Raw genomic sequence first — 25,453 nt, 5'->3', positions numbered from 1 at the left:
TTTAGGGTGTCATCCCCATTCGCCCCATAAATCGTATCGTTACCGGCCCCGCCTGAAATGTTGTTGTTCCCGGCATCGCCTACGACAGTATCGTTTCCGCCTGTGCCGTCAAATTTGACCCCGGCCAAAACTAACTCGCTACGCATTTCCGGGGTCATCGGGTAGGTGTTAACGTATTCGACCAGTTTTTCCCATCCTCGCCAGCCGCTGTCTTTGAGCGAGTCTTGGGTCATGATGGTAAATTCCGCTAGGTCGGCGGCTGCCTTGCCTGGATTTATCGCGGCGCGACGATCGAACTCCGCATTCACTTCGGTAAAATCCAAGGCAACGCCGTTTTCGTCCACGCGCAACGAAATTAAATCCAGCAACGGTTGTACCCGCGTTTGCAATACCAGACTTTGGTAAACCGAATTCTTTAGCGCGTCGTAACTGCTTTGCAGCAAATCCTGGGTGACGCTCCACAGGTTGATAGTCGCCGCCGTCGTACCGGCCGGGACTGTGTTGAACGTACGGCCGTTGAAGTGTTCCAGGATGGTTAGTTTGTCGACCCAGGCGTTGTAGGCGGCGCTGCCGGCGGCGATGTTTTGGATGTTGACGGTCAGACTGTGACCGGCGTAGGCGCCGGTGAAGGTCGCGGCCATGGTGCTGGTTTCGCTCCAGGCTTTCAAGATGGTGTCCAGCAAGGCTTGCTGTCCGGTACGGTCGGCGGCGGCGAAATCGGCCAGCAATTGCGCCAGTGCCGGCGACAGGGTGGCGGCTTCGCGCAGGTTTCTGACTTGGCCGGCGCCATGCATGTCGGGTAGCGCTTCGAAGCCGGTGGTATCCAGGTGATCGGTAAACTGGCTGTGGAAGGTATCCTGGATCAGGTTGATGTCGCCCAGGTGGCCGGTGACTTCGCCTAGGGTGGCGACGCTACCGTCGGTTTTGACGTAGCTGCCGATGTCGGCCAACTGGTTGCCGTTGGCGAGGATTTGGCTGTGCTCGGTGCTGCCGACGTTGATGGCGGCGATGTTCTGGCTGCCCAGCGTGAACAGCTCGTTGGCCTGGCTGATGCCGTCTTGATTCAGGTCTCGCCACAGGCGCAGGTTGGCGAATTGAGCGTCGGCGGCATCGACTTTGCCGTCCAGGTTGGCATCCAGGTCGCGCAACGCGTCGAAGCCATCGGCGGCCAGTTGGCCGTTGCTTTTGAGCATCGCGTCGCCGAACAGCTCGCGACCGCTGTCTATCGTGCCATTGGCGTTTTTGTCCAGCACCAGGAAGGCATCGTCGGATTCGACCCAGCCGGTGGCGGTTTTGACGCCGTCGGCATCGTGGTCGAAGTAGATCGGGTTGGCGGTGTTGACGCCGGCGGTTTCCAGGCCGTCGCCGTCCAAGTCGAAGACCAAGGGGTCGCGGCGGACGGGTGGGGTGGCGACGGTGGCGGAGGTAAAGAGGTTGGCGATACTATCCACAAAATGAGGAATCATTTTGATCGTTTCCAAAACTCCATATACTGGTACCGCAGCAAGGATAAGTCCACCAATCAGCGGAGAACCGGCAGCGACGAGTAATGCCCCGAAGGCTTCGAGCCCACCAAAGATCAAAGCACCAGCGGCAAAACCTATGAAGCCTTCCTTGAAAATCTCTAACGCACGTTTAGAATCACCATCGCGTATCGCGGCAAGCGCATCCGCTGTCATGCCCATGAAGCCCATTATCAAGCCCGCCGCATTGGCTTTTTTCAGCGCTTCGGATGTTCTGGCCATTTCAATTACATCACCTAAAGCCTTGGCGATGTCGAAGCGTTCCTGGTTGTACCCGATCACCATATCTTGCGCCATTTTGGCTTCGTGATACCGCTCAGGTGGATCGATGTTTATGGAATACGTTAATTTATCGGCGAATTCGGCCGACTTGACGTTGTTGTAGTTCAGAATGGCTTTCTCGACGGCCTTAATTGCTTCCGGGGTCTGTGCGCTGTTAGCAATAAGGTCGAATTTCAGGCGAACAAAATCTTCGTGAAGGACGCCGTTGATAGAGGACTTGCCGGCCGAATCGGCTAGTAATGTATTCATGGCGTCCGTGGTTAACGGGCGGATTTGTGAGCGGCCGTCGGACAGCGTTTGGGTTAATACATCCCCCTGAGAGACAATCGTTTTGGGGTCAGCGTTGTAAACATTTTGTTCAAGAAAAATTCGTCTATCTTCTGGGCTTTTATTGGCGTAACCCTGGTCCGCGTAACGGGCTATCAGAATTTCATCGTTTATATTGACGAAATACTTGATTTCGCTGGCGGTCTCTCCATATAACCCCGCACGCAAGGTTCGCTGAAAGTCCTCAACTTGGGCCGCTGCCTTCAACGCTAAAGCTTGCCGTGCTTCGGGGGAGTCTACAGGTTGATTGGGTTGACCGAGGTTTCTTTCAGCAATCGTATATTGATCTACGATTTCATGTAATACCTTTCGTGTAAAGGCATCGAAAGCCTGATGTTCAGCAGAATTGCCATTATGCAAGGCGGCGCTAAGCGTAGTATTTCCGCTCCGGACATCATTGGTAGTCGGCAAATTAACCAGATTATTAGGGTTATTGATATCGAAAACGTATGCACCACCAGGTGCACCGATAGTAGCCGTGCGCAGATTGGCAAAGAACTCTTTGAGCACGAGGTCATTATTTATGACCTTTTCCGCGATCAGGTGGTGGGTCTGATCACTGCTCCATGTAGCATGGTCATAGGAAGCCGCCAAAGGATCGCCTTCCGCTAATCTGCCGTCAAACGCCGCCTGAATGGCGCGCCTATAAGTTTTGCTCTCACCTTTTACGAGGTTGATATCCAGATTAATCTCAGGTGTTGTCATAATTGAATTTCCAATTCGATATAGGGAGGGTCGGTTTATTCAAAACGGGCAAGAGATTCGCCCGGCTTCCCGTCGTAACTGGTATAAGGGTTAAGGCCTGTAATACCGGCTTCTCTTAGTTTCTCCAGTACCGTTTCGCTGATATAAATGACGCTCACATTTCTGTCCTGGCGCCATAATGGTAATTGCGATAATTTTTCTTTTAGGTCAGAGTTCTGTTGCACTACGGGTAGGATTTTTTCTTCCATATAATCCGGACAAAACATTTTGTGCCGGTTTTCTATGGTGCCACCTAGTTCGTCAATTTGTAGAATACGGCGGACACTTAGCAGGTAATAAGGTGTTTTGTTGACGCGTTGGCGGTTATTGTCCTGGATTTCAGTTTCGATATATTCGTGTCCGAAATCGTCGCAGCTTTCCAGCACAGTTTTGGCGCGTTCAGAGACTAAGGCTCGCGTTCCCCATGCCCATATATCGGGAAGTTCGATCCCTGGTCGCAGATTAAAAATATAATGTTCCTGTTTATATTCCTCAGGCATAAGAGGTGCGCGCAGCATCCTGCAATGAGGCCAGGGGGGATCGAGTGGGATTTCTTCCATGGATCGCCAATATTCGGGGGGTAAACTTCCAGTTTTGCCGGAGGGCCGATATGTATCAGCTACACCGATTCCGCATTTTTTACCGGTGTAATCATTGATAGTGTACAAACGATAAAAATGGCTCATAGCAGTTCTCCTTGGTTTTATATTTAAGTTTTTTGTATCAGATTTTTTCCGGCTAAAGTCGATGCGCGGCCGTAAGCGGAAAAAGACTGTATACAGGTGCATTTATCCGAAATAGGCAATGGTTTCGCCGGGTTCGCCCATGCGGCTGCTGTATTCGCTAAGGCCGGTTAGGCCGGCATCTCGCAAAGTGGTAAGCACTCGCTCGTTCATATAAACCACAGACTCATTCAAGCGATGCCGCCACAACGGCAATTGCGCCACTTTTTCCATTAGCTCGGGCTGGTTCTGTAGGACGGGCAAGTAATCCTCTTCATATGCATCTGCGGAAAACGTTATAAGGCTCGTATTGAGCTTTTCACCCAGTGCCTCGATTCTTAAATAACGCCTGACACTCAACAAGTAATAGGCTTGTTCATTGATCCGTTGCCGATTTTCGTTCTGAATTTCCGTTTCGATGTATTCGTGCTCGAAATCGTCGCAGGTCTCTAGCACCGCTCGCGCCCGTTCCGACACCAAAAGGCGCTCACCGGTACCGTAAAAGTCCGGTATGGCCGTACCGGGCTTCAGCCTGAACATGTTGTATTCCTGCTCGTAAGCTGCCGGATACAGCGGGGCACGCAACACCTTGCAATGCGGCCAAGGTGGGTCTTGGGGGATCACTTCCATGGCCTTAGTCCACTCGATGGGTAGCATGCCCTCCTTGCCTGACGGACGATATGCCTTCATCAAGAGAAAGTCGCCTGATGAGATAGCATCGAATGCTTGGCAAAAACGATAAAAATGGGTCATGGGATTTGTATTTAAAATTTGTGTTGTTTTAGATTCTTTCCGGTTAAAACCAATGTGCGGCTGTAAGCGGAAAAAGACTGTAAACGGGCGCGTTTATCCGAAGCGGGTGATGGTTTCGCAGGATTCGCCAATGCAGCCGCTGTATTTTTTAGGCCCTGCATCAACAGATTTTCGTTTTTCATGCCGTCATTCTCCAAGCTTGATCGTTTGCCACCACACCCGTCGGTAAGGAGTTAAACATCCACCAATTGAACTGTTCCAAAAGCGTCAGTTTATTGGTCCAGACTCTGTAGCTGGCACTGCTGGCTGCGTTGTTTTGGATGTTGACGATCAGAGCGTGGCCGGCGTAAGCGTCGGCGAAGGTGGCGGCCGTCGGACCGGTAACCACGTGATCGGTAAACCGGCTGTGGAAGGTATCCTGGATCAGGTTGATGTCCCCCAGGTTGCCGCCGACCTTTCTCGAAGTTACGCCGATAACGACTAGGTTAAGTTTTTTCCAGTGAGTCAGGCTGGCGAATCCGGATCGATGCCGAGCGTGGTGGTTGCGTAGGCAGGCATAACCTTCCCTGTCGTTTGTCGATTCCCTTCGTGCCATCTGTTAGTCTCTAAAATTGGTTGCCGGTAGGGTTGTGGTTTTAGCCGCGCATCTAAACGATGACAATCGGCGTTAGCAAATTGTCGCAAATCGCTTTTGCGAACAGACCTGTCCTTAAGTCCAATCGGGCAATGCGATAGGGTTATTCGCTTTGTCGCCAATCGCCCGCTTGCTCGGCGTTAAATTGACTGGGCTTCCATAACCTCCGCCCATTTCAGAACATACCACGGCTCCAGATAGAGCTTGCCTAACGGCAAGCCAAAACCGCCCAGTATCCGCAAACGAGCAGGTATCCTGCTATATGCCCCGTCAAGCGGGGATTATGGCTGCCGAATAGGTGACTTGAAACAGCAAGGAAGAACAGACCAAGCTAACCACTAGCAATTGTATCCATTCCCCGCGATGAGTATCACTCGGCTCGGGATTAATTTGGCTTCCTGGGCAGTGATTTTTAAAAATCCCGAGTAACGAAGCCAACAGATTTGGTGATATCGCGGCTCGAATTTGCAACTCAGCGACTTGGCTATTAAAAATACGCGCTTTGACCCGTTCACCCAGCAGCTTGAAGCAACGCATTTTGGTTTCAACTGGGCTGCGACGATCGTAACCACTCCATTTCTTCCAAATGGCTCTGCCTAGTCGTTCGATGCCGCATAGCCACTTGGGTTGAGGTGATAGGAAATACACACCTGCAAATGCTGTTGGCGACGGCAGAGTATCGTGTAAGCCGGTGTGGCCAATCCAGGTCTGACTCGGTCGTTTTACGCCTTAGACTGGATTATTGGCAACGGCGTTTCTGTCGCAAAAGTAAAGGCCGATAGCCGGTGCCTAATAGTTGTACCATTTAGGACACGATCGCCCAAATCGTCCCGCCAGGCAATGACATGGGCACGAGTCACGTCGCGGAATTCTTCCGGTCGTTGGATGCCGGCGGAGCGCGTAAAGTCCTCAACGCCATTTTGGTAAACGCGGCGGGTTTGCGGATACGTCAGGTTGGCGTACCATTCCACCTAAGGCGGCACGTCGGACAACCGGCGGAAATTTTCGGCGGTTAGAATCCGGTTCGCGATCGGAACAAGTTGTTGGATTTTGGAGGTGTCGGTCACGGGCTAATCACACTATTGATAATACGTTATCAATAGTAACGGGTTCAAACTTGGCCGCGCTAAGGGACCGGATTTTCTGGCCTCGTTTGGCAAAATTTGCCATGATCAAACTCAGTTTGATAGGCATTTCCAGTCGGAAAATTATTATCAGAACATCCGAAAGAGGTTGTGGTGTGGTGCTCTATGGTAGCCCAGCTACTTTGCGAGTAGCTGAAGCGGTGCGCCGATTAAGATCATTCGGCAGTACATCGAGCAATACCAAACTAACAAACCGGATACTAGCATGTCCTCGCAATCCGATAAACTCTAACTAATATAGTTTCATTGAAGATAAATTGGTCTATTACCACGAATGATGTGACCCTTGTCATCAATGCGACCCTCCTTGCGCAACGTTTTAACGAGCAAGCTGCGCAAGTACGCATTCATTGCTATTTTTCGATTTTCATCCGTTAAATCGGTCATATCGAGTTTGCAATTTCGACCTTGGTCTTGGCACAAGTCGGCCCGGATTTGGTATTGCGGACATTCATCGAGAAACTGGTATTTTTTACCACCCCCGCATAACTTCCACATCTGGAAATACTCACCAGCCGTTAAGAACTCGCGTTCTCTGAGAATTTGCCCCCAGATCCGCTCGTCAAGCTCGACACCGGGCGGCGGAGATTGTCTGAAACAAGGAAGCTTTCCGACGGCCGCGACATCCAGATCGCCGTCGTCCAAGGTATCGCCCATATTGAACCGAAAAGCCGGCGTGTTCGGCGAATATGCCCGCCAAGGATAACGACTATGCGTTGGGTACCTTGGCGTAACGGCATACAGACTGTCGGCTTCCTCCCGGCAGGCCGCATATTTTTTTGCCCGATCGTCGGCGTCAGGTTTTAGCGCAATGTGAGTCGCGCAGCCGTTTAGACCCATACTGGCCAACAAACCGAATAGAACCCAAGCTTTAGAACGCATAGTCCTGGGCGGATCTAGCTACGGCCGTACAAAGCCTGCCTGGAATGAGCCGGAGAATTCATATTAAAAATTCCTCTTTGCTCCGCCCGGCCCCTAATAATTCCTTCATCCATTTTGGCGCAACACCACGACCTGTCTAGGTTTGGGTTGCATTAGCCGGGTTGCGATATTTCGGTGCAACTTGGGGGTTGCGAGAGGCTTTTGTTTTCACGGTGGCATCAATAATCTCCACCGACACATTAATCGAAGCCGCTAATTCTTTAATTTGAGCGATCACCTGTTCTCGCTTTTCGCTGATTCTCGCACTGAGCTGACTTTTTGCGCTATTGATAATATCGAGCAATTCGCCTTCGGATTTACCATCAAATTCAAGCATTATTTATTCCTTAATAGAGAATCTAAAGTATTAACACGTTATCGCGGCTAACGTATAGCCTCTGCGCTGTTTTGTTCGCAGTATGTCATTTTGAGCCTTTATCGCCTCTTCTTCCGATTCATACCAATTAGAGCGCACGGTTCCGGGCGATCCAACCCGGCCCCACTCCCTTACTAAAGACCAGTCGCTAAAAATACCGGGCGATATCGTCAGCGCATAGAATCGATGAATATTCGAATCCGCATCATGGCGTTCCAGGTAAATACCGCACATAAGAATAACGTTAGAAAGAAACGACATTATTAATATACGATAAAAATGAAGAATCGTCATCCGTATTTCTGAAAATGACTAAGCGATGTTAATCGGTATTTGCGAGCCTTTTGTAATATCAAGATAGGCACCTTGCCAATTTAAGCCGCCATTGCGCAATAAACCCCAAATCAGTTGCATCGCCACATTTGCGATCGCGCGATTAATTGGTAACTCTTGGCTGGCTAACGCTTCCTCCATGCTACAAGACGGTGTATTCGAATCGACCATTCCATCCAATTCGGGGTGAAAATCATATACGGAAGGCAGGGTAATCTGGCAATCATCGTGATGCGACAACCGCCCCAAAATCACTTGGCCGGTATGTGCGCCATTGCCGGTATCCAACCATAGCGTTCTGCAGTGTTTAGAACGGCAACACTGGATTAAATCGGCTCTAAATTGCGCCACGTCCACACACGTAATAACCAGATCGAAATATTCCGGCTTATTGCATTCAATAGAAAACATTTCAGGAATTCCGATCCAATCCTGACCATAGAGATAATTAATACGCTGAATGGTGAGTACGGCTTTATTGTGGCCTAAATCGCTCGGATAGAAGGCCTGCCGGCCAATATTAGGCCTTTCGACCTGATCGCCATCCCATGCCGTCACATGAAAACCGGCATGTCCCAATTCGCGGATCGCATAATCGATTCTCGCCAAACTGGTCAATACTTCCGATCCAGTGCCACCAACGCCAATCAGCGCAATCTTAACGCGATTTTCAAGCCAGTTTGCGGGGGTATAGAATTTAAACATAGTCGGTTTCATATTCAATTTCAAACGTAGTGTTAAATACTACCCGGTTCATCACTGATGCAATTAGAATAAGCCATTAGCTTGCTGGCCTATTATTTTCAAGTCGCCCTTGGCTGACCAACAAGTCGCGTTCGTGCGCTCTGAACACTCGGCTGACATCGTTAATGCCGCAATTCTCAAATACGGCAACAGACCACCAGCCCCAAATAATTCGTGTCATTGGCCCTATTACCTCAATGTACGGTTTTTTTGAAAAGCCGCCTTTTTTGTCTTGCTCCAACATAATAATCATGTCCGACTACTCCCGATCTGAATCCGATCTAGAACTTGATCAAAAAACAACCTGAAATCCTCGCAATCGAAAAAATGGCCGTTTACATTCATTCGAGTAGCGTAATTTTTACGATCGTGGCAATGCCCGATCACTCCGGCGACATAAAAACCGTGCCGATCGGAAACATCGTCCACTCCTGAGAAAAACGCGGGCATCCGGCCGTGGGTATGCACATCCAGGACGATCTCACTACCTTCAGGCAATTCGTTGCGATAGGACACATGCCCTGGCCCGACGCTCTGAATCTCGGGTTCGATCAATGCGTAGCCCTGGTGCAAAACATCCCAAACCACCCATCCGGCCCACTCGTCGGGGCAGGCCGACGTGGCCTTTTGCTCAATGATTTCCAATAACCGAAACGGCATCGCCCCATGTCGAAGCCGAACGCCTTGCGCCCCAAGAACCCCATAGGGCAATTTGATGATCGACTGAGCCACCGGGAGCCTGACTTCGAACACTTCATTGATGGCCTCTAACACCACACCTTCTTGGCCAATCACAAAGCGGTGTTTGCCGAGTTCCGGCGCCGGCAGCTTTTCGCCAAACAGCGGCTGCATATAGGTGGGTGTTTCACCAAACAAAATCCGGTCGCGCGGGTCGGTTAGATAGGCATTCATCATCATCTTCAGTCTGCCTATGCGTGTCTGCTGATAAAGTCTGTAACGGACATTTTTAACGGGTTTAATGCGCTGTTTGGAAATCGCACTGTGTTTTGCGTGGCCAGATCGGCCCAGAATTTGAAACAGTCTTTGGTTTCGACGGCGTCTGCTTGATGGCCGACTTTCAGGCTATGCGGATGATTGACATGGGTGAATGCGCTTTCGAACATTACCGCTTCCCAGGCCGTTAATTGCTCGGCATCGCAATAATCCGGCAATGGCGCACTGCCAGTACACACTCTGCCAACCTGATTAACGTTCATCAAGGGCGCGTGGTAGAGCTTCGTATGCGCCGTAATCCTCCGGTTGCTCGCTAATGCCGCAACCGAGAAATGACTGTTGCTGTTAGCCACCATCAGTAAACGCGGCCAAGGCACCGTCAGCGTTTGCGGCTTCAATCCTACCGGCTTGAATATCATGGGGCGAACTGCGGCCGGGGTCGTCCATGCGATATGCGTGCTGCTGATCGAGACCACCGCCGTTGGCAATAGCGTCGCTTTTCGCAGCGATCTATTCAGGATTTCCCGGAGCAAGTTTTCCAGATCGTCACGCCCCATTAGCTTGCCGGCGCCCACGACCAGCTTACCGTCATCGCCCTCGAAAAACTCATGCGCGGATGAAATCAGTCTGCTACCGCTAACGCCGCTCGCCCCAGTCCCTATATGTTTCAGTTCGTGAACGAGAATGGCGGTCATCGGGCTAATTCTGGCCGACGGTTCGACACAGTGTGCAAAAAATTCAGTCATCGTCACCTTGCTGGTTTATTTGAATCATTTCGGCCAACCGAATTAACCCTCTCGCTTTAGCCAGTATCATCAGTTTGTCAGCGGTCTGGTTTAACGCAATAGGGTTCAACGCGATTGAACTCATGGGCGTTTCACCGGCATTGGCAATGTCTTCGTACAGTTCGGCAGCGAGTGTATCTTCCCAGTCAAAGCCAAAGCCGATAGCATGACCCACCCCAATGCCGCAATCGCTATAAAAAGACCCGGTGGAGTCAAATATCGTGAATTCGGGGTGATGGTTCTTTTTTATTTTTTCAACGAACCGAATAAACGCGAGGCTTTCTTCGATAAACGGCCACCAGGGGCTGGTGACATAAGCGTCCTGCTGCTTGTGTAAGCGATGAAACGCTCGAATACCTTTCAAATCCGGAATGTCGCCGAAGAGTTTCTCCGGGTCATTGTTAATGATTCGCCGCAGTAATTCGATGCGCTCTTCCAGATAATCCGCATCATCGGTGAATTCGCTGAAGGGATACTGGCCTCGTTCTAGAAACAACTCGGCGAGTTCCCGATCACTGGCGTTATTGCCGCCATCGATTTCGGCTTTCAATTCGCTCAGCTCGTCTTCAAGGAAAAAGCCAATCCCCGTCCGCTGGATATCGCAGGCACAGATGCCAATTTCGCCGAAATCTTGGATATAGCGAATACAGCCAATAACCACCTTCGCCAACGCCCGATCGACTTCGATCAAATCCAACTGCGTGAATCGCGGATTCAGGGCCATCACCAAATCCACAGGCTGTGGGCCGGCCTCGTTACGGCCGTATTCTTCCCTGACTCGGAACTCGAAGGCGATCACTTCAAAATCGTCGTCATCCTCGCCGACGATCGCTTGCGCGACCGCATTCAACTTGGCGTCAATCCGCTTTAAACTTTCCCGGTACAGCCCGGTAAGCGCCTGTGATCCGCCGGCGAAGTGCTCGTCAATTTCGGCTGGCGTTACCAAGCCCATTTCATAAGCTAACAGTATCGCGGTGCTGAACACTGCTCTGTTCTGCCGGAATAACTGGATCGCTTGCTGTTCGACAATCCCGCCAACCAACAACTGCAGGTCGAAGTCCAGGCGCACTTCCTTAAACAATACATTCAAATCAAGGGCAAGGTTTGCGCGGGGACATGGGTTAACGCCGTTCGCTTCAATTTGATCGTTCTCGAAAGCAGGAACAGAACACATACGCTTGAATCCATTAGGCCGTTGTCGCTGTCATCGGTAGTGGGCAAACCACTCGCCCACTGCTGTAATAGGGCAAGATTACCCGTACTATCCTTTGGTTTTGACTTCATGGGTTTTAATCGGAAAGTGCAATTCATCGCCGATCAGTTGCGGCTCGCCCAGCACCGCATTCGCTAAATGCGGATAGGCTTTTTCGTAGAGTTTGACGGCATCGATGGGCGGCAAATTCGGGGCCGGATCGGCCAGCCTGATCGCACCCATTTTGAATACACGCGTGGGTCTTGTCACAATGGCGCCGGACATATTGGCTGACCTCAAAATAAGCTTTTGCTATCGGTGGGAAGATTGGCGCCGACCGGCGCCGTGTCGTTGTCGTCGCCCTCGGCTTTTTTTGGCGTTTGCGCGGCCTTCTCGTTCGCGGTCGATGCCGTTGTGAGACTATTGGCTGTTTTTGCGGCCTCTCTAATGCGAGACATGGACTCAGCAAATACACTCTTACCGTCCGACACCACGTCCACGTACTGCATTAAACAGGCCGGAAAATCCCAGTCCAGATTCGCGGCCATATCGGTGACGCAAAGCGGCATCGAAAGTGCCGCTCTGACCTGTTGCAATTGCGGGTCGTCAATGCCGGAGGCAGGCCCGTTGAAGCAGGGTTGAATCAACACCGTTAAACGATTGCCTTGGCGGCAGATGGAAAAATCGATTCTTTCGCCATCGCCTAAAATTGTTTCGAACTGTGCAAACATGGTTAAACCTCTAATTCAGGGTCTAGTGTGTAGTATTGGTTGGCGATGCGCTCGTCGTCATCGTCATCGAACCAACCCGACTCAGGGATGCTGTTGGTCGCCGACAAAGCTAACGCGCTGCTGGTCGTAGCGGCTGTGTGCGTTGAGTTCGGATCGGAGACGGGTTTATCCTCTCCCATGAATTGGATAACGCAAGCCGGGACGAATCCGGCAAAGTCATAGCCACAGCCAAAGACCTCGTCCAAAATTTCGCCATTTTTCTTTTTCATCAGGTTGGCGAAGGTGTTTTTCTCGTTGATACCCTCGAAATAGGTGACAAAAGCCACCCCTTTTCCATTGATCGCTTCCCGTAACAAACCCTCCATCCCCGATTTGGTGAAAGCGCTCAGAAACTCGCGGGTTACGATAAACTCGTCCTGGAGCGCAATATCCATGAACTTGCAAACCCCGGCGGAACCCATCGCCCAAGCTTTGCTCATGGTGGTGTTGATACGTTCATGCTGTCCCAGCAAATGCGTCAGTATCCGCTCGTTGAAGGCCATCATTTCTTCAATACTGAGATAGCCGAATGCGTCGACAAAGTCGCGCAGGGTACCGAACATCGGCCAGCTCGCTTGTTTCGTTCCGGCGGCAATCGGTAAGGCCTCTTTGGGAAAGGTAGTTTGCACTAGCCGGTATAACGCATAACTGTTGACCAACAGTTTACCGTGCCGATGTTGGACAATGTATTTGGCGCCGGTATCTCGGAAAAAGCCTTCGATGTGTTCGAGCACTTTACCCGGTGTGGCGCCGCTGGTTCCGTCCGATGGCTTATGAGCCGAATCGGCTCGGCCGGGGTTGGCGCCCTTCTTCGCATCGGCACCCGTCGCTGTGACTGTATTCCCGGTCATCGTGGATGAACCCGGATTCGATAAGCTTGCTTGATATCCCCGCACTTTTTGGCCGTGGCAATCCAGGTCAAAACAACAGTCTTCGCTGACTTTCCCCGGCGAATTGGGATTGGTCGAAAGAAGGGCTCCAAAATGTCGACACTGACTACACCCCTTTTCGAATTGCGTTTTGCCCACGCCGTTTTGCCCCGTTTGTATCACGACCACAAAGCTCTGCGGCGGCTTTTCGGTATCGAGAAACACCGCCGCGTACCGGTCGTGCAAATCGCACTTCCGGGCTTCGACGGCATCCTGGGTTTTTTGGTTGAAACAATCGGGGTTGGCGCATAGGCCGCTTTCAACATGCTCGTCGAACAAGTTCGCTTGCAAATACGAATTGTGATGGCAGGACGCACACTCGGTCCGATCGAAAATCGCGCTTTCCAACGGTCTGGCAAATCGACTCAATCGCGCTTTCAATTCAGGAACCGAATACTGGTGCTCGATTAATTTCTCCAGCGTGGCATTTTGAAAATCGGACGGTAGCTGGCATAGCAATTCAGCGTGACCCAGCCGAATAGCTCTCGCTGTCAGGGCATTCAAGACCTCTGTCGAGGCATGTAACAACAGCAGCCTCGCCTCGAACTTCTTGGCAGACCACCCTAGTAACCGCAATGCTTCCGCTCTATCACCGTCGCAGTCGCTGAGTACATTTCGGGCCGCGATCGCTTCTTCGCCTGGACTCATATCGGCTCGCTGGGTGTTTTCAATGGTAGCCACCAGCCGCGCCTGTTTATCGTCCAGGTGACGCACAACGGCCGGAATTTCGGACAGTCCTGCCGCAACGGCGGCGCGATAGCGGCGCTCGCCGGCCACGACCCAATAGGTTTTGTTGTCCGGTTGAGGCCTAACAACGATTGGTTGCAGAACTCCTTCGGATTTAATTGATGCGATTAGTTCTTGCATTTCACCATCACTAAAATAAACCCTGGGATTAAACCCATCTTGGATTGATATTAAATTGATCGGCATACTTTTAAATTGAATGGTACTTTTTTTATTCGCGGCCATCGATAAGCTCCATCATTATTTGGATTATTGGCATGGTTTATTCGAATAGGAAATATTCGAATCACGAAATAACTGTTACATGGCTTTTTGAATATGCAACACCAAAAATCAACGGATATGCATTGTGAAAGCGGGGCCGGCGAATAGTATTCAGATCACAACACTCGCAACCTGATGTCCGAATAAGATGAAAGCGACCGAGATTAGATAAAGAGAGTAAGATCTAAATGCCTCGGCAAACGCCGATGGCTTGTCTTTTAATGACTTATGGATTTATTCAATATTCGCCGGACAACAGTAATACCCTGTCCGTCCAGTAGAATATCCAACGTCCGACCTGTTGGTCGGGCCACGACAAGGAATCCTCGGTCACCCGCTTACCCTTTTCGTCGGTCACCGATAACAACGCCTGTCCGGCGCTGCTAGTTAATTCGATCCTGAGCCACGGATAACAATTTGAAAGCGGCGGCAAAACCGACACCGCCCAAGCCAATAATTTAGTCTGTCCGGCGGCCTCGACAAACTCTTTCACGCCTGTGGTAATCCGAATCGAGCTGTGCGCACCGTAGCCATGCCATAGACCGTCGTCGGCTAGACGATAAAGCGTGAGAATCGCGATTAAATTGACTGTGTTCATGACCAATTAGGCCTCAATTCCTAAAGTCGTTGTGGATTGAAGGTTATACAGTTGCGGCATAGGCGATTTGAGGTTTCCCCTGTTGTGGTTCGAACGGTAAACCCGGTTGTTTTGGATCCCAGATGTACGACGCCGTCTGACTGTCGACGATCAAACCATCGATTCCATCCGCTGATTCATCCCCGGCGCCGTCTCGGGCAATATAAAGTGCCAAGGGCATTCTGATATCGACCAGTACCGCCGACGCTAACGGTTTCGTTCTGGCCAGGTTGTAGCGCAAACATTTGCTGAACGAGCGGCCCTCCGCCACCAAATACTCGATTAGCGCCAATTCGTCGGCAGTTTCGAACGGAATCCATTGCGACGAGACATTCATCAAGCTGAGGTTGTCCAACTCCGCGTAGCCTGCTTGGTTAATCGAAAAAGTCGCAATAACAATCAAGTGGCTGGATTCGATCCCTCGCCACAAAAGCAATTCCGCATCGAACTGCTTAACCATGCGCTTATAGGTCTGGTCGTTTAGATAAAACGGGTGCTCCGGCAGATGCTTGATAACCAGCTTATGTCCGAAACGAGCCGGCTTGATCTCCTTGAGTTCGCCAATCAACATCCGAAAGCGATTTTGGTTGTCCGAGCAAGCCAAGGACTTCGCCGTTCTGGCGCTGATTTCATCCTTTCTTTCGAGGATGAACGTTTCCGGAATGAACACGATTTCATCCAGTGGCATGGCTTTGGCGACTTTTCCGGCGCAGGCCCCCAACAGGGCTTTGCGCAACCCATGCCAATTGCGCCGTGACTCGGTCGCTGGCGCCCAGCGCTGCCAACCGCTTTGCTCCCAGAGATAATGCAGCAAACCGCGCAGGCCGAGTTTGGCTTCGGACGCTTTAATGCTGGTCGGCTTGGCCGCTTCATCGGTTTCGGATGCTAGGGCCGGCGTTCGGCTTTTCCCTGGAGCCAGACGAAAGTCGAACTTCAATTGGGTAACGCCGGTATCGAGATTTTCTTTGATGGCCGATCCGTACACCTGACCCAAGCCGGACAATTCGGCCGGCGGTTCGTAGGATTCGCAGCCCGGATGATGGCGTTCGCCGGAATTGGGCATCCGTTTCAGCCAATATCGTTCATGGGCATAGGCAATATACAGTTCGACGCCGTCCGCCATGCACAAGCACATCGGCCGTTGCTTATTGGCGTACGCTCGGGCCAATATGTTTTGAAACTCCTCGTGAGCTTCGGTGAATTCGATACCGTCTAATCGATAATGGCTCATGGTTTGTCTGTTTTGTCAGAGGGTGAAGCAGCGTCTTCGGCATAGCTGCCAGTGCCACAGGCGCGGCACGACATATCCGGATGATGGGAACCCGGATTACAGATGTGGGGTTTGACATGAATGATCGCGAACGGCCTCTGCACGTCGGTACGGTTGGATTCAATCCCTTCCAATGAAGGAGAATGCCCGCCATGTTCCGCTTGACTCATAAAACCCACCCCAGAGGCCGCCAGGAATAAGGTGCATCCCATGAAACATGGGATGCGATTCGGTAAATTACATTCTCAAGTGATCCAAAATCAGATCACGCATTACTTCGAAATCGACACCTTCCGACTCGCAGCAGACTCGAAACGAAAACGGCGACGTGTCGTCACTTGTCAACCATTCCAAGGCATCCGCCTTTTGTTCGTCGCAGACCCGTAAGTCTTTCAGCGAACTCAACATCGCCAGCAACAAACGGTAACGCAGCTCGTCGAATTCCGATTCCGTGAATTGAGGCAGTGCGTCCCAATCGATCACGAAGATATCGAACTGTTCGACGCTGGGATGAACCTGCACCGCTGTGTCTTTGCGCATTTTCATGAGATCCTCCTAAATTAGACGGAGGACTCCCCCTAAACGGAGAATTCCCCCGTTTAGGGTTTAAATTGACTGTCCGTCGCCGGGAGTCGTTAGATATGCTGATTATTTAGGGAAGCCAGCTACCTCCTTGAACGTTAGCGCGAACCGTTATATCAAAAACCGGAATTCAAACCCGCTGGCTAAATGCCTCTGAAATTCACCTGCACGGCATCCCTGCCACGAAAGCTTAAAAGTTAGCCGTACCGCCGCGTCGATTTCGGCGCCACAGCCTCTGTCTCTTCCTCGCCATCTGTCTCGATATCCGCTAGATCTTTCCCATCGTCGGTATCGAGGTCGACACCTTTGTCAATCAAGGCTTGTGTAGCGGTTTCGACTTCGGTCGTCTTGCCGCGGGCACGTGCTTCTCTGTAAGCGCTACCGCGGAGGCTAATGATCCGGCGGGCCAGTTTCTGAATCCGCAGTTGCCATTGCCGCTCGGTGTCCGCGCGCTTGTCGTTCGGGATGATGTTGCTTAGCCAAAGGGTGTCGACCAATTTCATGGCGTCGTCCATTTTCAGCATCAACGAGACGAACTGCGACACCTGAGGCGAGACAATTTCGATATCGTACCGACCGGGATTACTGTATTTGGGCGTTCCGGAAACACCGTTATCGTCTCTCAATTTCTCCAGCCGCTCGATTTCTCTCAGCAGATCTTGAGTACACGCCTCGATCAACCCGGACACCGCCTCTTGTACCTGATCGATATGGTCCTTTTCGCCGATGATGTATAAAATCGTGTCGATCATGTACAGCGCGGACACGACGGGCTTGAAGTAGCGTTGATGGACGCGTTTGCTATATTCGCTGTTGAGCACCAGCGACTGCGTAAAGCTGGGGCGACTATAGAGGTCTGTTCCGGATCCGGATTGGGTTTCGGCCATGGCTCACCTTCCTTTACTAAATTGAAAGGCTGCCATGCTAGCGTATTTGAAAATTCAAACCCGCTGGCTAAATGCCTCTGAAATGCACTTTGCCAGCGGGTCAGCTTCTGCTTATTGCCACCCCTCCATCTGAAACGGACCAACGAGAAGGTTAGATTGGCGGGCCGGTCACTATTGCATGCCGTGAATTTCGTGCGAAGATGAATCATCTGTGAATTATGGTTTCATCCATGTCTAATAGAACCGATACCTATGCCCTCGCTTACGAATGCTGCGATACCGTGTTAAGGGAAGACGGCCGCTTTCCGACCATCGACGCGATTCGGGATCGAATCGGCGTGAATAGTCCGACCGTGATCAGCCGAGCCATCAAAGACTGGACACTGCATTTCGCCAACAAGCACAAAGAAACCTTCGGGAGGCCGGATATGCCGGCCGTAATGTTGGATACAGCCGTTTCGCTCTGGCAACTGGCCCTGAAGGAAGCCAGTAAACAGTTTGACGAACAGCGACAACAACTCGAAGAAAACGCCCGTAACGACCAAGCGCTGATTGTCCAATTGCAACAGCAGCTAGTAGACCAACAAGCCCAATGGGACACCGAGCGATCGCAACTGAGCCAACACAACGAGGAACTTCGGCACGCGAATACCGAATTGGCGACTGCGCTGGCAGAGGCACGCCAATCGCTCAGCCACACCAACGCCGAATGGGCGAGCACCCGAGAAGCGTTGTCCAGAGCGGAAGGCAGTTTATCGACATCCAAAGCGGCACTGCAGGCACAGGAATCAGCTTGGTCGCATCGCTTCGATCAGCAACACGATTGGCATTTGGCTCGCATTGAGGAAGAAAAGAACGCTGCGCGTCAGGAACATGCACGGACCATTACCGCACTGGGACGCGAGCTGGAGGATTTTAGACTCGAACTGGCCACGGCTCAGGCGCGGATTACCCAATTGATGCAACAACTCAGCGATCGACATGAACACCAACTCAAGTGGGAAGCCGATCTGGCCACCTTACGCGCGCAATTAGCTGCTCGGGAAGTGGAGCTTCAGGCCGAGAAGGACAAATGCCGCCGATTGCACGAATTGGTCAGAAAGCAACGCCGGCCGGCCCAGAATACCCCCGATAAGGCGGCCGGATGACCCCCAACGAGCTCGGATTACTACGGGGATGGATACAAGGCTTATCCTGGCCAGTGCTCGGTGAGGCGTACTTGGATGACGCCGGTACCGCTGAGACCCGTCGCACCGTCATGGCCCTGTCCCGCACCCTCGCGCGCAAAGCCGAGCTGTTGAATTTGACAGCCGATGCAGCCATTTGGCAACAGCCGTGCGCCGGCAGTGCCGAGTGGATTGACAAAGCCTTGAAGTCTTTGGATCGCCTGAAAAGCAAACCGGCGCCATTGCCACATCCGAATGAAGCCTGTAGCCGTTGGCTGCCAGCCGCGGCCGCGGCGCGCTTAGCGCAAACCGAAAACATTCACAGCCTGACCCAGTTGGCGGATTTCATCAACCGACATGGCCAGCGCTGGTGGTCGCAAATCCCGCGCTTGGGCCAAACATCCGCCACCGAGATTCAGGCTTTTTTTGCCGATTATGCGGAGGTATTGGGCCTCAGTCTGGATTTGGCTAGAAAACCCCCGGCACGCCCCCCGGTAACAGTGAGTTCGTCCGATATCGCCCCCATCGAACGATTCCGGCCACCCGAGCATCTGAGCGGGCAATCCGGCTCAAACCGCGCCCCGGTCTCACGGTGTTTATTGGACGCCGGCAACGATTTCGAGGCGATTTTGGCCTGGCTGTCCTTATACGACGCCGGAACCCCGACCCATCGCACCTACCGGAAGGAAATAGAGCGGTTTTTGTTGTGGGCGATCTTTGAGCGCGGCAAGGCGATATCGTCGCTGACCACGCCGGATTGCGCCGAATTTCGCCGTTTCCTCGAAGACCCGCAGCCGGCCGATCGCTGGATCGGTCCCTCTGGACAACGTTGGTCACCGCTATGGAAACCGTTCAAAGGTCCGCTGAAACCCAGTAGTGCTCGCCAAGCCGAAATCATTCTGAGCGCCTGCTGCGACTGGCTGGTAGGCCAGCGCTATTTGGACAGCAACCCCTTCGCCGGCTTAAGCAAGCGCGGCTACGGGCGGCGCCAGGGCACCGATCGATTACTGTCTCCCCCACTCTGGGACTATTTGATTGGCTTTGCCGAACGGCAAGCCAACAACTCCGCTACCCCGGACAATAAGCGGGCCGATCACCGGCGAACCTTGTTCATTCTGCGCTTCGCTTACTTAACCGGTTTACGTCTTCACGAATTGACCAAAGCGAGAATTGGCGATCTGGAACGCCTCACCGGTTACGACGGCGACCAATGGTGGTTAAACGTCGTCGGTAAAGGTAAGGTGCATCGCCAGGTCCCGATTGCTCCGCAGCTGATTGACGAAATCAATGCTCATTTGCGAGACCGGCAACTCAAACCAATTGGTTATGCTGCGCCGAACACCCCGATTGTCGGCAAATTACGCAATCGCTTAAGGGATGCGCCTGACGACGCGCAAAGCGCCGTTTTCCTCAGCGAATCGGCGCTGTACCAAAAGCTCAAGGCCTTTTTTGAAGCCGCCGCGGACGATATCGGTCCAACCGACCCTGTCGCGGCAGACAAAATACGTCGAGCCAGTACCCATTGGCTACGCCATACGCATGGTAGCCACGCCGTTTACAAAGGGGTTCCCCTGGAAATTGTGCGGGACAATCTCGGCCACAAAAACATCGCGACCACTTCGATTTACGTTCATTCCGACAAGGACTCGCGGTACAAAGCCATATTGGGAATGTCAGGTGATTAAGGCATTGCTTGGTGGGTGTTGTATTGTGGAAGCGACCGCTTTCGGGCGATGAAACAGAAGGTCTGGCCGGCTCTTTTCGACCCTAAATCGACATAGGTTTACACAATATCTATGACAGGAATTAAACATCAAGCAGCCGTCCAAACACTTAGTGCATGATTACAAGAACAGCCCCTGTGATTTGTGCACAGTAGGTATGAGTGAAGATTAATCCCTTGGTTTTAGTAGGTTGCAGACAACTCTAACGAAAGAGAAAAATCTTTTCGAATGGTTTTTTGTTCTGTATGAGCTTATAAAGCGTTTGAACATAGCTAGTATTGGGTTGTTTGTGGTATCGTAACGTTGGAATTAGAAGGAGTTCTGGTGCGTTTTTGATGTGCCGGGCTCCTTTTTTGCGCTCAATGGTACTAGCTCGCGCCATCATGATTGTATTTTTCTAGTTAAGAAACCAAGTGCCTATCTTTGTAAGATTATTTTAATTATGGAAGGATCTTTAAGAATAATTGGATATCACACATGTAGAACAAATGGAGGATGGCGCTATATTTTTGAAAATGCTCCTTTTATCAGTCAAAACAATAGCAACCAATGGCTAACCCAAGGATACTATTTTTGGACCGATAGTGACTATTGGGCGCAAAATTGGGGAGAGACTTCCATCAGAGGCGGGCATGCTATTCTGAAATGTATAATTAAGATTGACAGGGCTTATTTGTTGGATTTGGTTGGCTCAGTTAGTGATCAGATTAAGTTTTATGAATTACTAGAGGCTTATCACAACAAACTGAAAAAGGCAGACCCAAATGCAGAAACACCAACAGTTCATGCTGTCTTATGTGCACTAAGATTAAAAGCACAAGAAAATAAAGCATATTTTCCTTATGTGGCGATAAAAGCGGCTGATCAAAGATATGAGAAATTTTTTTACTTTACTGATAAGAAAAAAGAGAGAGTGTTTCTTGTTACTAGGCAGCAATTATGCGTATTCGAAAACGCTCATAATTACATAATAGAAAAAACTCCAATATATCCAAGCGCCTTCGCGCAAGGGACATACTAGGTGATTGAAATGAACGACATTCATAACACATCATTATCCATGATTAATGATTGGCTCAACAGCATGAGCGATGAAGAGTTTTTGAGCCTTCATAAATCTTTAGAGTCAAACATAGGTCCGACCATAGACGAGTTTTGTCCTTTTGATACTAACGGTTTTAAAAAAAGGTCTAAAATATCTGGAACTAGTTTTTTGACAGCAGAGTTCGCTGAAACTATCGAAAAAACTTATCTTTCATCTAAATCTAATGAACAGTTTTTTGCATCTAATGATGAATGTTACTCGGCCCAGCAAATGGCTTGTTAAATGAATATTAAATTCATAGATACGAAGCTTTCACACTTAGCTATTGATTTGGTAGGCGAAAATCGAGAGGAGGAGTTTGATTTTTCGTTTTCTCCAGCATTTTCCGAGGCCAGCAAAAATGAGTTTCTTATTGTGTTTAATATTAAGCTTTCAACACTAGAGTTTAATCTTGATATTGAATATTTAGCAAGATTTGAAACGGACGAAGAAATTGACGATTCTTTCAAAGACTCAAATTTTGTTAATATTAATGCACCAGCGATTGCTTACCCTTTTTTAAGGGCGTTTATCAGTAATATTACTGTTAACGCGGGCTTTAAACCTGTTATTTTGCCTACCCTAAATTTTACGAAATTTCAAAAAAACCAGTCAGAATAATTGACAAAAATCCAGCCTTTAGGATACGGTAAACAATGTGCGCAGCACCCTTCGCGACTGTTGCGGTTCGTAAACTCGCCACATCCCACAACCGTAACTCAACGTTGACAGACAGCTTTATGGTTTATAGCCGCCATAGGGTGAAAATACTTGAACGTCGCAAACTGGCCGGTTGGTTGAGGTCGCCAGCGGCTGCTTTGCAGTCCGCCAGTTTCCAAAATCTGGATTTCCCCCCGACTGGCCGCAATGTAGAAAAGCAACCGGTAAAATTGGGGTCGAAATGTCACCGTCAGCCAAACAAAATGGATGTCAACTTTCGAATTAATCCACAATCAACCTAAGTCACCCAGGTAATCCTTCTTGCCGATTTCCAACCCGTTGTGTCGCAGAATGGCGTAAGTAGTAGTCACGTGAAAATAAACATTGGGTAGCACAAAGTCTGTCACGTAGGTTAAGCCAGTAAAAGTCAATGTTCGGTCATGCAAGGGCAGCAAAATTGTTTTGGCTTCCGATCCATCGATTTGCTCAGCGGGAAACGAGTTGATATGCGCCAATGTTTTATCAACTCGCTCGATCAACTCGGCAAACGAGTTTTCAACATCGTCGAACTTCGGAGGCTCCTGTCCGGCTAAACGGGAAACAGCACCCTTGGAAACGTCACTAGCAATTTGCACCTGACGCTTCAACGGGTACATGTCGGGATATAGGCGTGCGTTGACCAATACCGACGGATCAAACCTTTTGGTCTCTGCGAAATCAGTTGCTTTTTCCAGAATGGATCGTAATTGCGTCAGACTGCGGACGAGGGGCGGAACCGAAATGGCAAACATGGATAAAGACATCTGATAACTCCTGCACGGGTGAATCAGTCGAGTGGGTAGTGTAAGCCGCTTTATCAAAACGCGCGATCAATATTGTCGATTCGAATTCGGTTGCCGTGGGGTTAAACTACAGCGCATTAATATATCGAGATTCAACATGGTCGAGCAAAAGCCCGTTCGTAAGAAACACACCAACAGTACCAGTCAACCATGCTTGTACACGCTGCATATCGAGCTTAGGCCTAATGAAATTCGCCCACCGATCTGGCGAAGGTTGGAAGTCGATGGCCGTATCAGTTTGGCGAAGTTACACCACTTTATTCAGGCCGCCTTTGGCTGGAGCGACTATCACCTGCATCAGTTTAAAATTCGAGACAAGATTTATGCCCTGCCGGACCCAGGCGATGAGCTCGATATGCTGGACGAGCGCAAAGCCTATTTGAATCGCTTGCTGGCTACCGGTGACACTATGCTCTATCGCTACGATCTGGGTGATAACTGGGAACACCTGGTGACCGTCGAGGAGATTCGCAACGACTTAGACAACGATCCCAAAGGCGGCGCCTGGGTATTGGATGGCGCACGCTCTGGTCCTCCGGAAGATGTCGGCGGCCCGGAGGGTTATGCCGATTTTCTGGAATTCCTGCAGGAGGAACCGAATTCTGAAGAAGCTGCCCATTTGCTCGAATGGGCAGACGGCGATTTCGACCCTGAGAGATTTGACCGGCGATTGGCCAACGCAGCGATCATGCGTATCTTGTTTAACCGTTGGGGCGGCAAATAATGCTGGTTTTACGCTGTACCAAAAAGCTGCAAACTGCACTCAAGCTGAAAAAAACCGACCTGGTCGATGCGAGTGTCGAAACCTCTAATTTCTGCTCGTGGCACCTCAATCTACTCGTGGCACCTCAATCTAATCGAGATCGATGGTCGCCCCTGTCTGTTGGTAGCCAACGACCAAACGCTTTTCAATTTCTTGATTGCCGATGTACCCCAGCTTGACGCTACCCAACTGATCCAACTGTTTAAATCCTATCTGCATTGTGTATTGGCCGAGGAAGGTTTCGAGCAGACCTTTATTCAAAATCTGATGACCGACTTTGCCGAAGTCAGGTTTGCCAACACCAACAGCAGACGAGTGCTGGGCTCGTTAAACGAGCTGGCTTTTTTCTACCTGTGCCACCTGGAAGATGAAGGCGTTCACAGCCCCCGTTTGCCGGAAATTATCAAATAATGAATCGCTTCGTTATGGGCATGATTTCCTCCAGCGCCATCAACGAAGTGCATGATTTGTTCGGCCTAGAGCGTCCGCAAAATCAGTGGTGAATCAGTCCGAGCCGCGACCTCTTAGCCGCTTTGAACGTCGCGCGGTCGCGCGGGTTATACAGTGCGATCAAACACGTTATAGGGGAGATATGGCACGTGCGAATAGTACAGTATCACGCATTAAGGTTAAATTGATTTGCTAGCGGCAATTCACCGTAACCAATTCCAGCCAATTCGTTGTATAGCGCTGTGAAATCCTCTCCGCCTTAGGCTTCCAGGTCTGGTCGATTTTGGTACTGGCAATGGCAATGCCTTTGGGAAACCGGCGATTGATCTGATCCACGGTTTGCATCAGCTCAGGGCTTTCCTGGGTTTGCTGGCTACCGAATAAATCGAATTGTTCCGGTGCGGCTTGCGGTTGAATCTGGCTGAGTTGCACGCCGCATTTTTGATAGCTATAGCCGGGGCGGTAAATTTCCTTTAGCAGTTGTTGGACGATGCCGGTAATCAATCGACTGTCCTGGCTGGGGAATTGGAGTTTTTGACTGGCGGCGCGTTGGGTTTGCGGTTCGTGTTCGGCGAAAGGATTGGTGCGAATAAAGGCAGTGACATAGCCGGTCACCGAGTGTTGCTGGCGGAGTTTTTCGGTGGCGCGGCAGGCAAATTCTGCTATCGCCGGGCTGAGTTCTGCTAACGTGGTCAATTTGCGACTGAAACTGCGCGAGCAAACGATTTGCTGCTTGTCGGGGGCAATTTCTTCCAGGTCCAGACAGGCAATGCCATTCAGCTCCATGATGGTTCGAGCCATGACTACGCTGAATCGTTGTTGCATTTTCTGCGGTGATTGCCGGGCTAAATCCCAAACCGTGCTTATGCCCAGCTGATTGAGTTGTTTGGATAGCTGGCGACCAATACCCCAGACTTCATCGATCGGCACGATCTTCATCAGCTTTTCCCGTCTGAGCGGATCGGACAGATTCAGTATCCCGCGGGTTTGCGGCCATTTTTTGGCGGCAAAGTTGGCGAGTTTGGCCAAGGTCTTAGTCGGGCCCAGGCCGACGCAGACCGGAATCCCGACCTGACGCTGCACGGCTTGTTTAATCTGTTTGGCATAAGCGATCGGGTCTCGGCGACAAAGATACAACTCGGTGAAATCGAGAAAGGCTTCGTCGATGGAATAGACTTCCACTGTCGGCGCGAAGGTTTCCAGTATCGACATCACCCGTGCCGACATATCGGCATTTATGTGG

The 25,453-nt window shown here is 50.7% G+C and carries 30 protein-coding genes and 2 pseudogenes; 7 read left to right on the top strand and 25 right to left on the bottom strand.

Annotated features, from left to right (window positions below):
• The 23 genes and pseudogenes from NP603_RS19115 to NP603_RS19015 form a co-directional block, all read right to left on the bottom strand.
• The coding region (locus NP603_RS19115) for an SPM autocatalytic domain-containing protein (protein ID WP_504138015.1) at positions 1-2,837 on the bottom strand (2,837 nt) is incomplete at its 3' end.
• Between the two features lie 35 nt (positions 2,838-2,872).
• Complete coding sequence (locus tag NP603_RS19110; protein ID WP_256612452.1) at positions 2,873-3,562, bottom strand: imm11 family protein; 690 nt, start codon at positions 3,560-3,562, stop codon at positions 2,873-2,875.
• Between the two features lie 102 nt (positions 3,563-3,664).
• A complete protein-coding gene (locus NP603_RS19105) occupies positions 3,665-4,351 on the bottom strand; it encodes an imm11 family protein (protein ID WP_256612451.1) in 687 nt (228 codons plus the stop codon).
• 11 nt (positions 4,352-4,362) lie between these two features.
• Complete coding sequence (locus NP603_RS19100; protein WP_256612450.1) at positions 4,363-4,533, bottom strand: hypothetical protein; 171 nt, start codon at positions 4,531-4,533, stop codon at positions 4,363-4,365.
• Positions 4,530-4,946 carry a hypothetical protein gene (locus NP603_RS19095; protein WP_256612449.1) on the bottom strand — a complete coding sequence of 139 codons (417 nt, stop codon included), beginning with the start codon at positions 4,944-4,946 and terminating at the stop codon, positions 4,530-4,532. Before NP603_RS19095 ends, NP603_RS19100 begins: the two co-directional genes overlap by 4 nt.
• Positions 4,947-5,435: 489 nt before the next feature.
• Positions 5,436-5,588, bottom strand: a pseudogene (locus NP603_RS19090) (IS5/IS1182 family transposase); the annotation flags it as partial.
• 119 nt (positions 5,589-5,707) lie between these two features.
• Positions 5,708-5,956, bottom strand: a complete 249-nt coding sequence (locus tag NP603_RS22070; RefSeq protein ID WP_371928908.1) for a site-specific integrase — start codon at positions 5,954-5,956, stop codon at positions 5,708-5,710.
• Positions 5,957-6,373: 417 nt separating this feature from the next.
• Positions 6,374-7,012, bottom strand: coding sequence for a hypothetical protein (locus NP603_RS19085; protein ID WP_256612448.1), 639 nt, complete (start codon positions 7,010-7,012; stop codon positions 6,374-6,376).
• 58 nt (positions 7,013-7,070) lie between these two features.
• A pseudogene (locus NP603_RS22065) lies at positions 7,071-7,139 on the bottom strand (H-NS family nucleoid-associated regulatory protein); the annotation flags it as partial.
• Between the two features lie 9 nt (positions 7,140-7,148).
• Entirely contained in the window at positions 7,149-7,388 is a 240-nt protein-coding gene (locus NP603_RS19080; RefSeq protein ID WP_256612447.1) for an H-NS histone family protein, read from the bottom strand.
• Positions 7,389-7,418: 30 nt separating this feature from the next.
• On the bottom strand, positions 7,419-7,661 hold the full coding sequence (locus NP603_RS19075) for a WGR domain-containing protein (protein WP_082409599.1): 243 nt from the start codon (positions 7,659-7,661) through the stop codon (positions 7,419-7,421).
• 78 nt (positions 7,662-7,739) lie between these two features.
• The gene (locus tag NP603_RS19070; protein ID WP_256612446.1) at positions 7,740-8,465 is read right to left on the bottom strand and encodes a PRTRC system ThiF family protein; all 726 of its coding nucleotides are present in this window, start codon (positions 8,463-8,465) and stop codon (positions 7,740-7,742) included.
• 76 nt (positions 8,466-8,541) lie between these two features.
• Positions 8,542-8,757 carry a hypothetical protein gene (locus tag NP603_RS19065; protein ID WP_054758364.1) on the bottom strand — a complete coding sequence of 72 codons (216 nt, stop codon included), beginning with the start codon at positions 8,755-8,757 and terminating at the stop codon, positions 8,542-8,544.
• Positions 8,754-9,422, bottom strand: a complete 669-nt coding sequence (locus NP603_RS19060; protein WP_256612445.1) for a PRTRC system protein A — start codon at positions 9,420-9,422, stop codon at positions 8,754-8,756. Before NP603_RS19060 ends, NP603_RS19065 begins: the two co-directional genes overlap by 4 nt.
• A gap of 11 nt (positions 9,423-9,433) precedes the next feature.
• Positions 9,434-10,204 (bottom strand): PRTRC system protein B, encoded by a 771-nt coding sequence (locus NP603_RS19055; RefSeq protein ID WP_064023661.1) that lies wholly within the window; start codon positions 10,202-10,204, stop codon positions 9,434-9,436.
• Positions 10,197-11,417 (bottom strand): hypothetical protein, encoded by a 1,221-nt coding sequence (locus NP603_RS19050; protein WP_256612444.1) that lies wholly within the window; start codon positions 11,415-11,417, stop codon positions 10,197-10,199. Before NP603_RS19050 ends, NP603_RS19055 begins: the two co-directional genes overlap by 8 nt.
• 87 nt (positions 11,418-11,504) lie before the next feature.
• On the bottom strand, positions 11,505-11,720 hold the full coding sequence (locus NP603_RS19045) for a PRTRC system protein C (RefSeq protein ID WP_140911840.1): 216 nt from the start codon (positions 11,718-11,720) through the stop codon (positions 11,505-11,507).
• Between the two features lie 11 nt (positions 11,721-11,731).
• The gene (locus NP603_RS19040; RefSeq protein ID WP_256612442.1) at positions 11,732-12,166 is read right to left on the bottom strand and encodes a hypothetical protein; all 435 of its coding nucleotides are present in this window, start codon (positions 12,164-12,166) and stop codon (positions 11,732-11,734) included.
• Between the two features lie 2 nt (positions 12,167-12,168).
• Positions 12,169-14,106, bottom strand: a complete 1,938-nt coding sequence (locus NP603_RS19035) for a PRTRC system ParB family protein (protein WP_256612441.1) — start codon at positions 14,104-14,106, stop codon at positions 12,169-12,171.
• A gap of 277 nt (positions 14,107-14,383) precedes the next feature.
• Positions 14,384-14,743, bottom strand: a complete 360-nt coding sequence (locus NP603_RS19030; protein WP_256612440.1) for a DUF6876 family protein — start codon at positions 14,741-14,743, stop codon at positions 14,384-14,386.
• A gap of 43 nt (positions 14,744-14,786) precedes the next feature.
• The gene (locus NP603_RS19025; RefSeq protein ID WP_256612439.1) at positions 14,787-16,013 is read right to left on the bottom strand and encodes a DUF1173 domain-containing protein; all 1,227 of its coding nucleotides are present in this window, start codon (positions 16,011-16,013) and stop codon (positions 14,787-14,789) included.
• Between the two features lie 276 nt (positions 16,014-16,289).
• Positions 16,290-16,598 carry a hypothetical protein gene (locus tag NP603_RS19020; RefSeq protein WP_256612438.1) on the bottom strand — a complete coding sequence of 103 codons (309 nt, stop codon included), beginning with the start codon at positions 16,596-16,598 and terminating at the stop codon, positions 16,290-16,292.
• A 233-nt stretch (positions 16,599-16,831) separates the two neighbouring features.
• Positions 16,832-17,521 (bottom strand): hypothetical protein, encoded by a 690-nt coding sequence (locus NP603_RS19015; protein ID WP_256612437.1) that lies wholly within the window; start codon positions 17,519-17,521, stop codon positions 16,832-16,834.
• Between the two features lie 230 nt (positions 17,522-17,751).
• Between NP603_RS19015 and NP603_RS19010 the strand changes: the two genes are divergently transcribed.
• The 5 genes from NP603_RS19010 to NP603_RS18990 all read left to right on the top strand — a co-directional run bounded on the left by NP603_RS19010 (position 17,752) and on the right by NP603_RS18990 (position 22,116).
• Positions 17,752-18,669 (top strand): DNA-binding protein, encoded by a 918-nt coding sequence (locus tag NP603_RS19010; protein WP_256612436.1) that lies wholly within the window; start codon positions 17,752-17,754, stop codon positions 18,667-18,669.
• The gene (locus NP603_RS19005; RefSeq protein WP_256612435.1) at positions 18,666-20,372 is read left to right on the top strand and encodes a site-specific integrase; all 1,707 of its coding nucleotides are present in this window, start codon (positions 18,666-18,668) and stop codon (positions 20,370-20,372) included. Before NP603_RS19010 ends, NP603_RS19005 begins: the two co-directional genes overlap by 4 nt.
• 481 nt (positions 20,373-20,853) lie before the next feature.
• Positions 20,854-21,432 carry a hypothetical protein gene (locus NP603_RS19000; RefSeq protein ID WP_256612434.1) on the top strand — a complete coding sequence of 193 codons (579 nt, stop codon included), beginning with the start codon at positions 20,854-20,856 and terminating at the stop codon, positions 21,430-21,432.
• 9 nt (positions 21,433-21,441) lie between these two features.
• On the top strand, positions 21,442-21,738 hold the full coding sequence (locus NP603_RS18995; RefSeq protein WP_256612433.1) for a hypothetical protein: 297 nt from the start codon (positions 21,442-21,444) through the stop codon (positions 21,736-21,738).
• Positions 21,739-22,116 (top strand): protein-export chaperone SecB, encoded by a 378-nt coding sequence (locus NP603_RS18990; protein ID WP_256612432.1) that lies wholly within the window; start codon positions 21,739-21,741, stop codon positions 22,114-22,116.
• A 332-nt stretch (positions 22,117-22,448) separates the two neighbouring features.
• Here the strand turns inward: NP603_RS18990 and NP603_RS18985 are convergent, their stop codons facing one another.
• Positions 22,449-22,958, bottom strand: a complete 510-nt coding sequence (locus NP603_RS18985; RefSeq protein WP_256612431.1) for a DUF1993 domain-containing protein — start codon at positions 22,956-22,958, stop codon at positions 22,449-22,451.
• A 136-nt stretch (positions 22,959-23,094) separates the two neighbouring features.
• Between NP603_RS18985 and NP603_RS18980 the strand changes: the two genes are divergently transcribed.
• Together NP603_RS18980 and NP603_RS18975 are read left to right on the top strand one after the other, a co-directional pair.
• Complete coding sequence (locus NP603_RS18980; RefSeq protein WP_256612430.1) at positions 23,095-23,721, top strand: plasmid pRiA4b ORF-3 family protein; 627 nt, start codon at positions 23,095-23,097, stop codon at positions 23,719-23,721.
• Positions 23,722-23,793: 72 nt separating this feature from the next.
• Positions 23,794-24,171, top strand: coding sequence for a DUF6933 domain-containing protein (locus NP603_RS18975; protein WP_256612429.1), 378 nt, complete (start codon positions 23,794-23,796; stop codon positions 24,169-24,171).
• 231 nt (positions 24,172-24,402) lie between these two features.
• On the opposite strand, the gene NP603_RS18970 is transcribed toward NP603_RS18975, so the two are convergent.
• Positions 24,403-25,453: Y-family DNA polymerase (locus NP603_RS18970; protein ID WP_256612428.1), on the bottom strand; the 1,051-nt coding region annotated here is incomplete at its 5' end.

The organism is Methylomonas aurea, assembly GCF_024505045.1.
Classification (GTDB): domain Bacteria; phylum Pseudomonadota; class Gammaproteobacteria; order Methylococcales; family Methylomonadaceae; genus Methylomonas; species Methylomonas aurea.
Note: the sequence above shows the minus strand (reverse complement) of the source record. Positions and strands in the feature narration are given on the sequence as shown.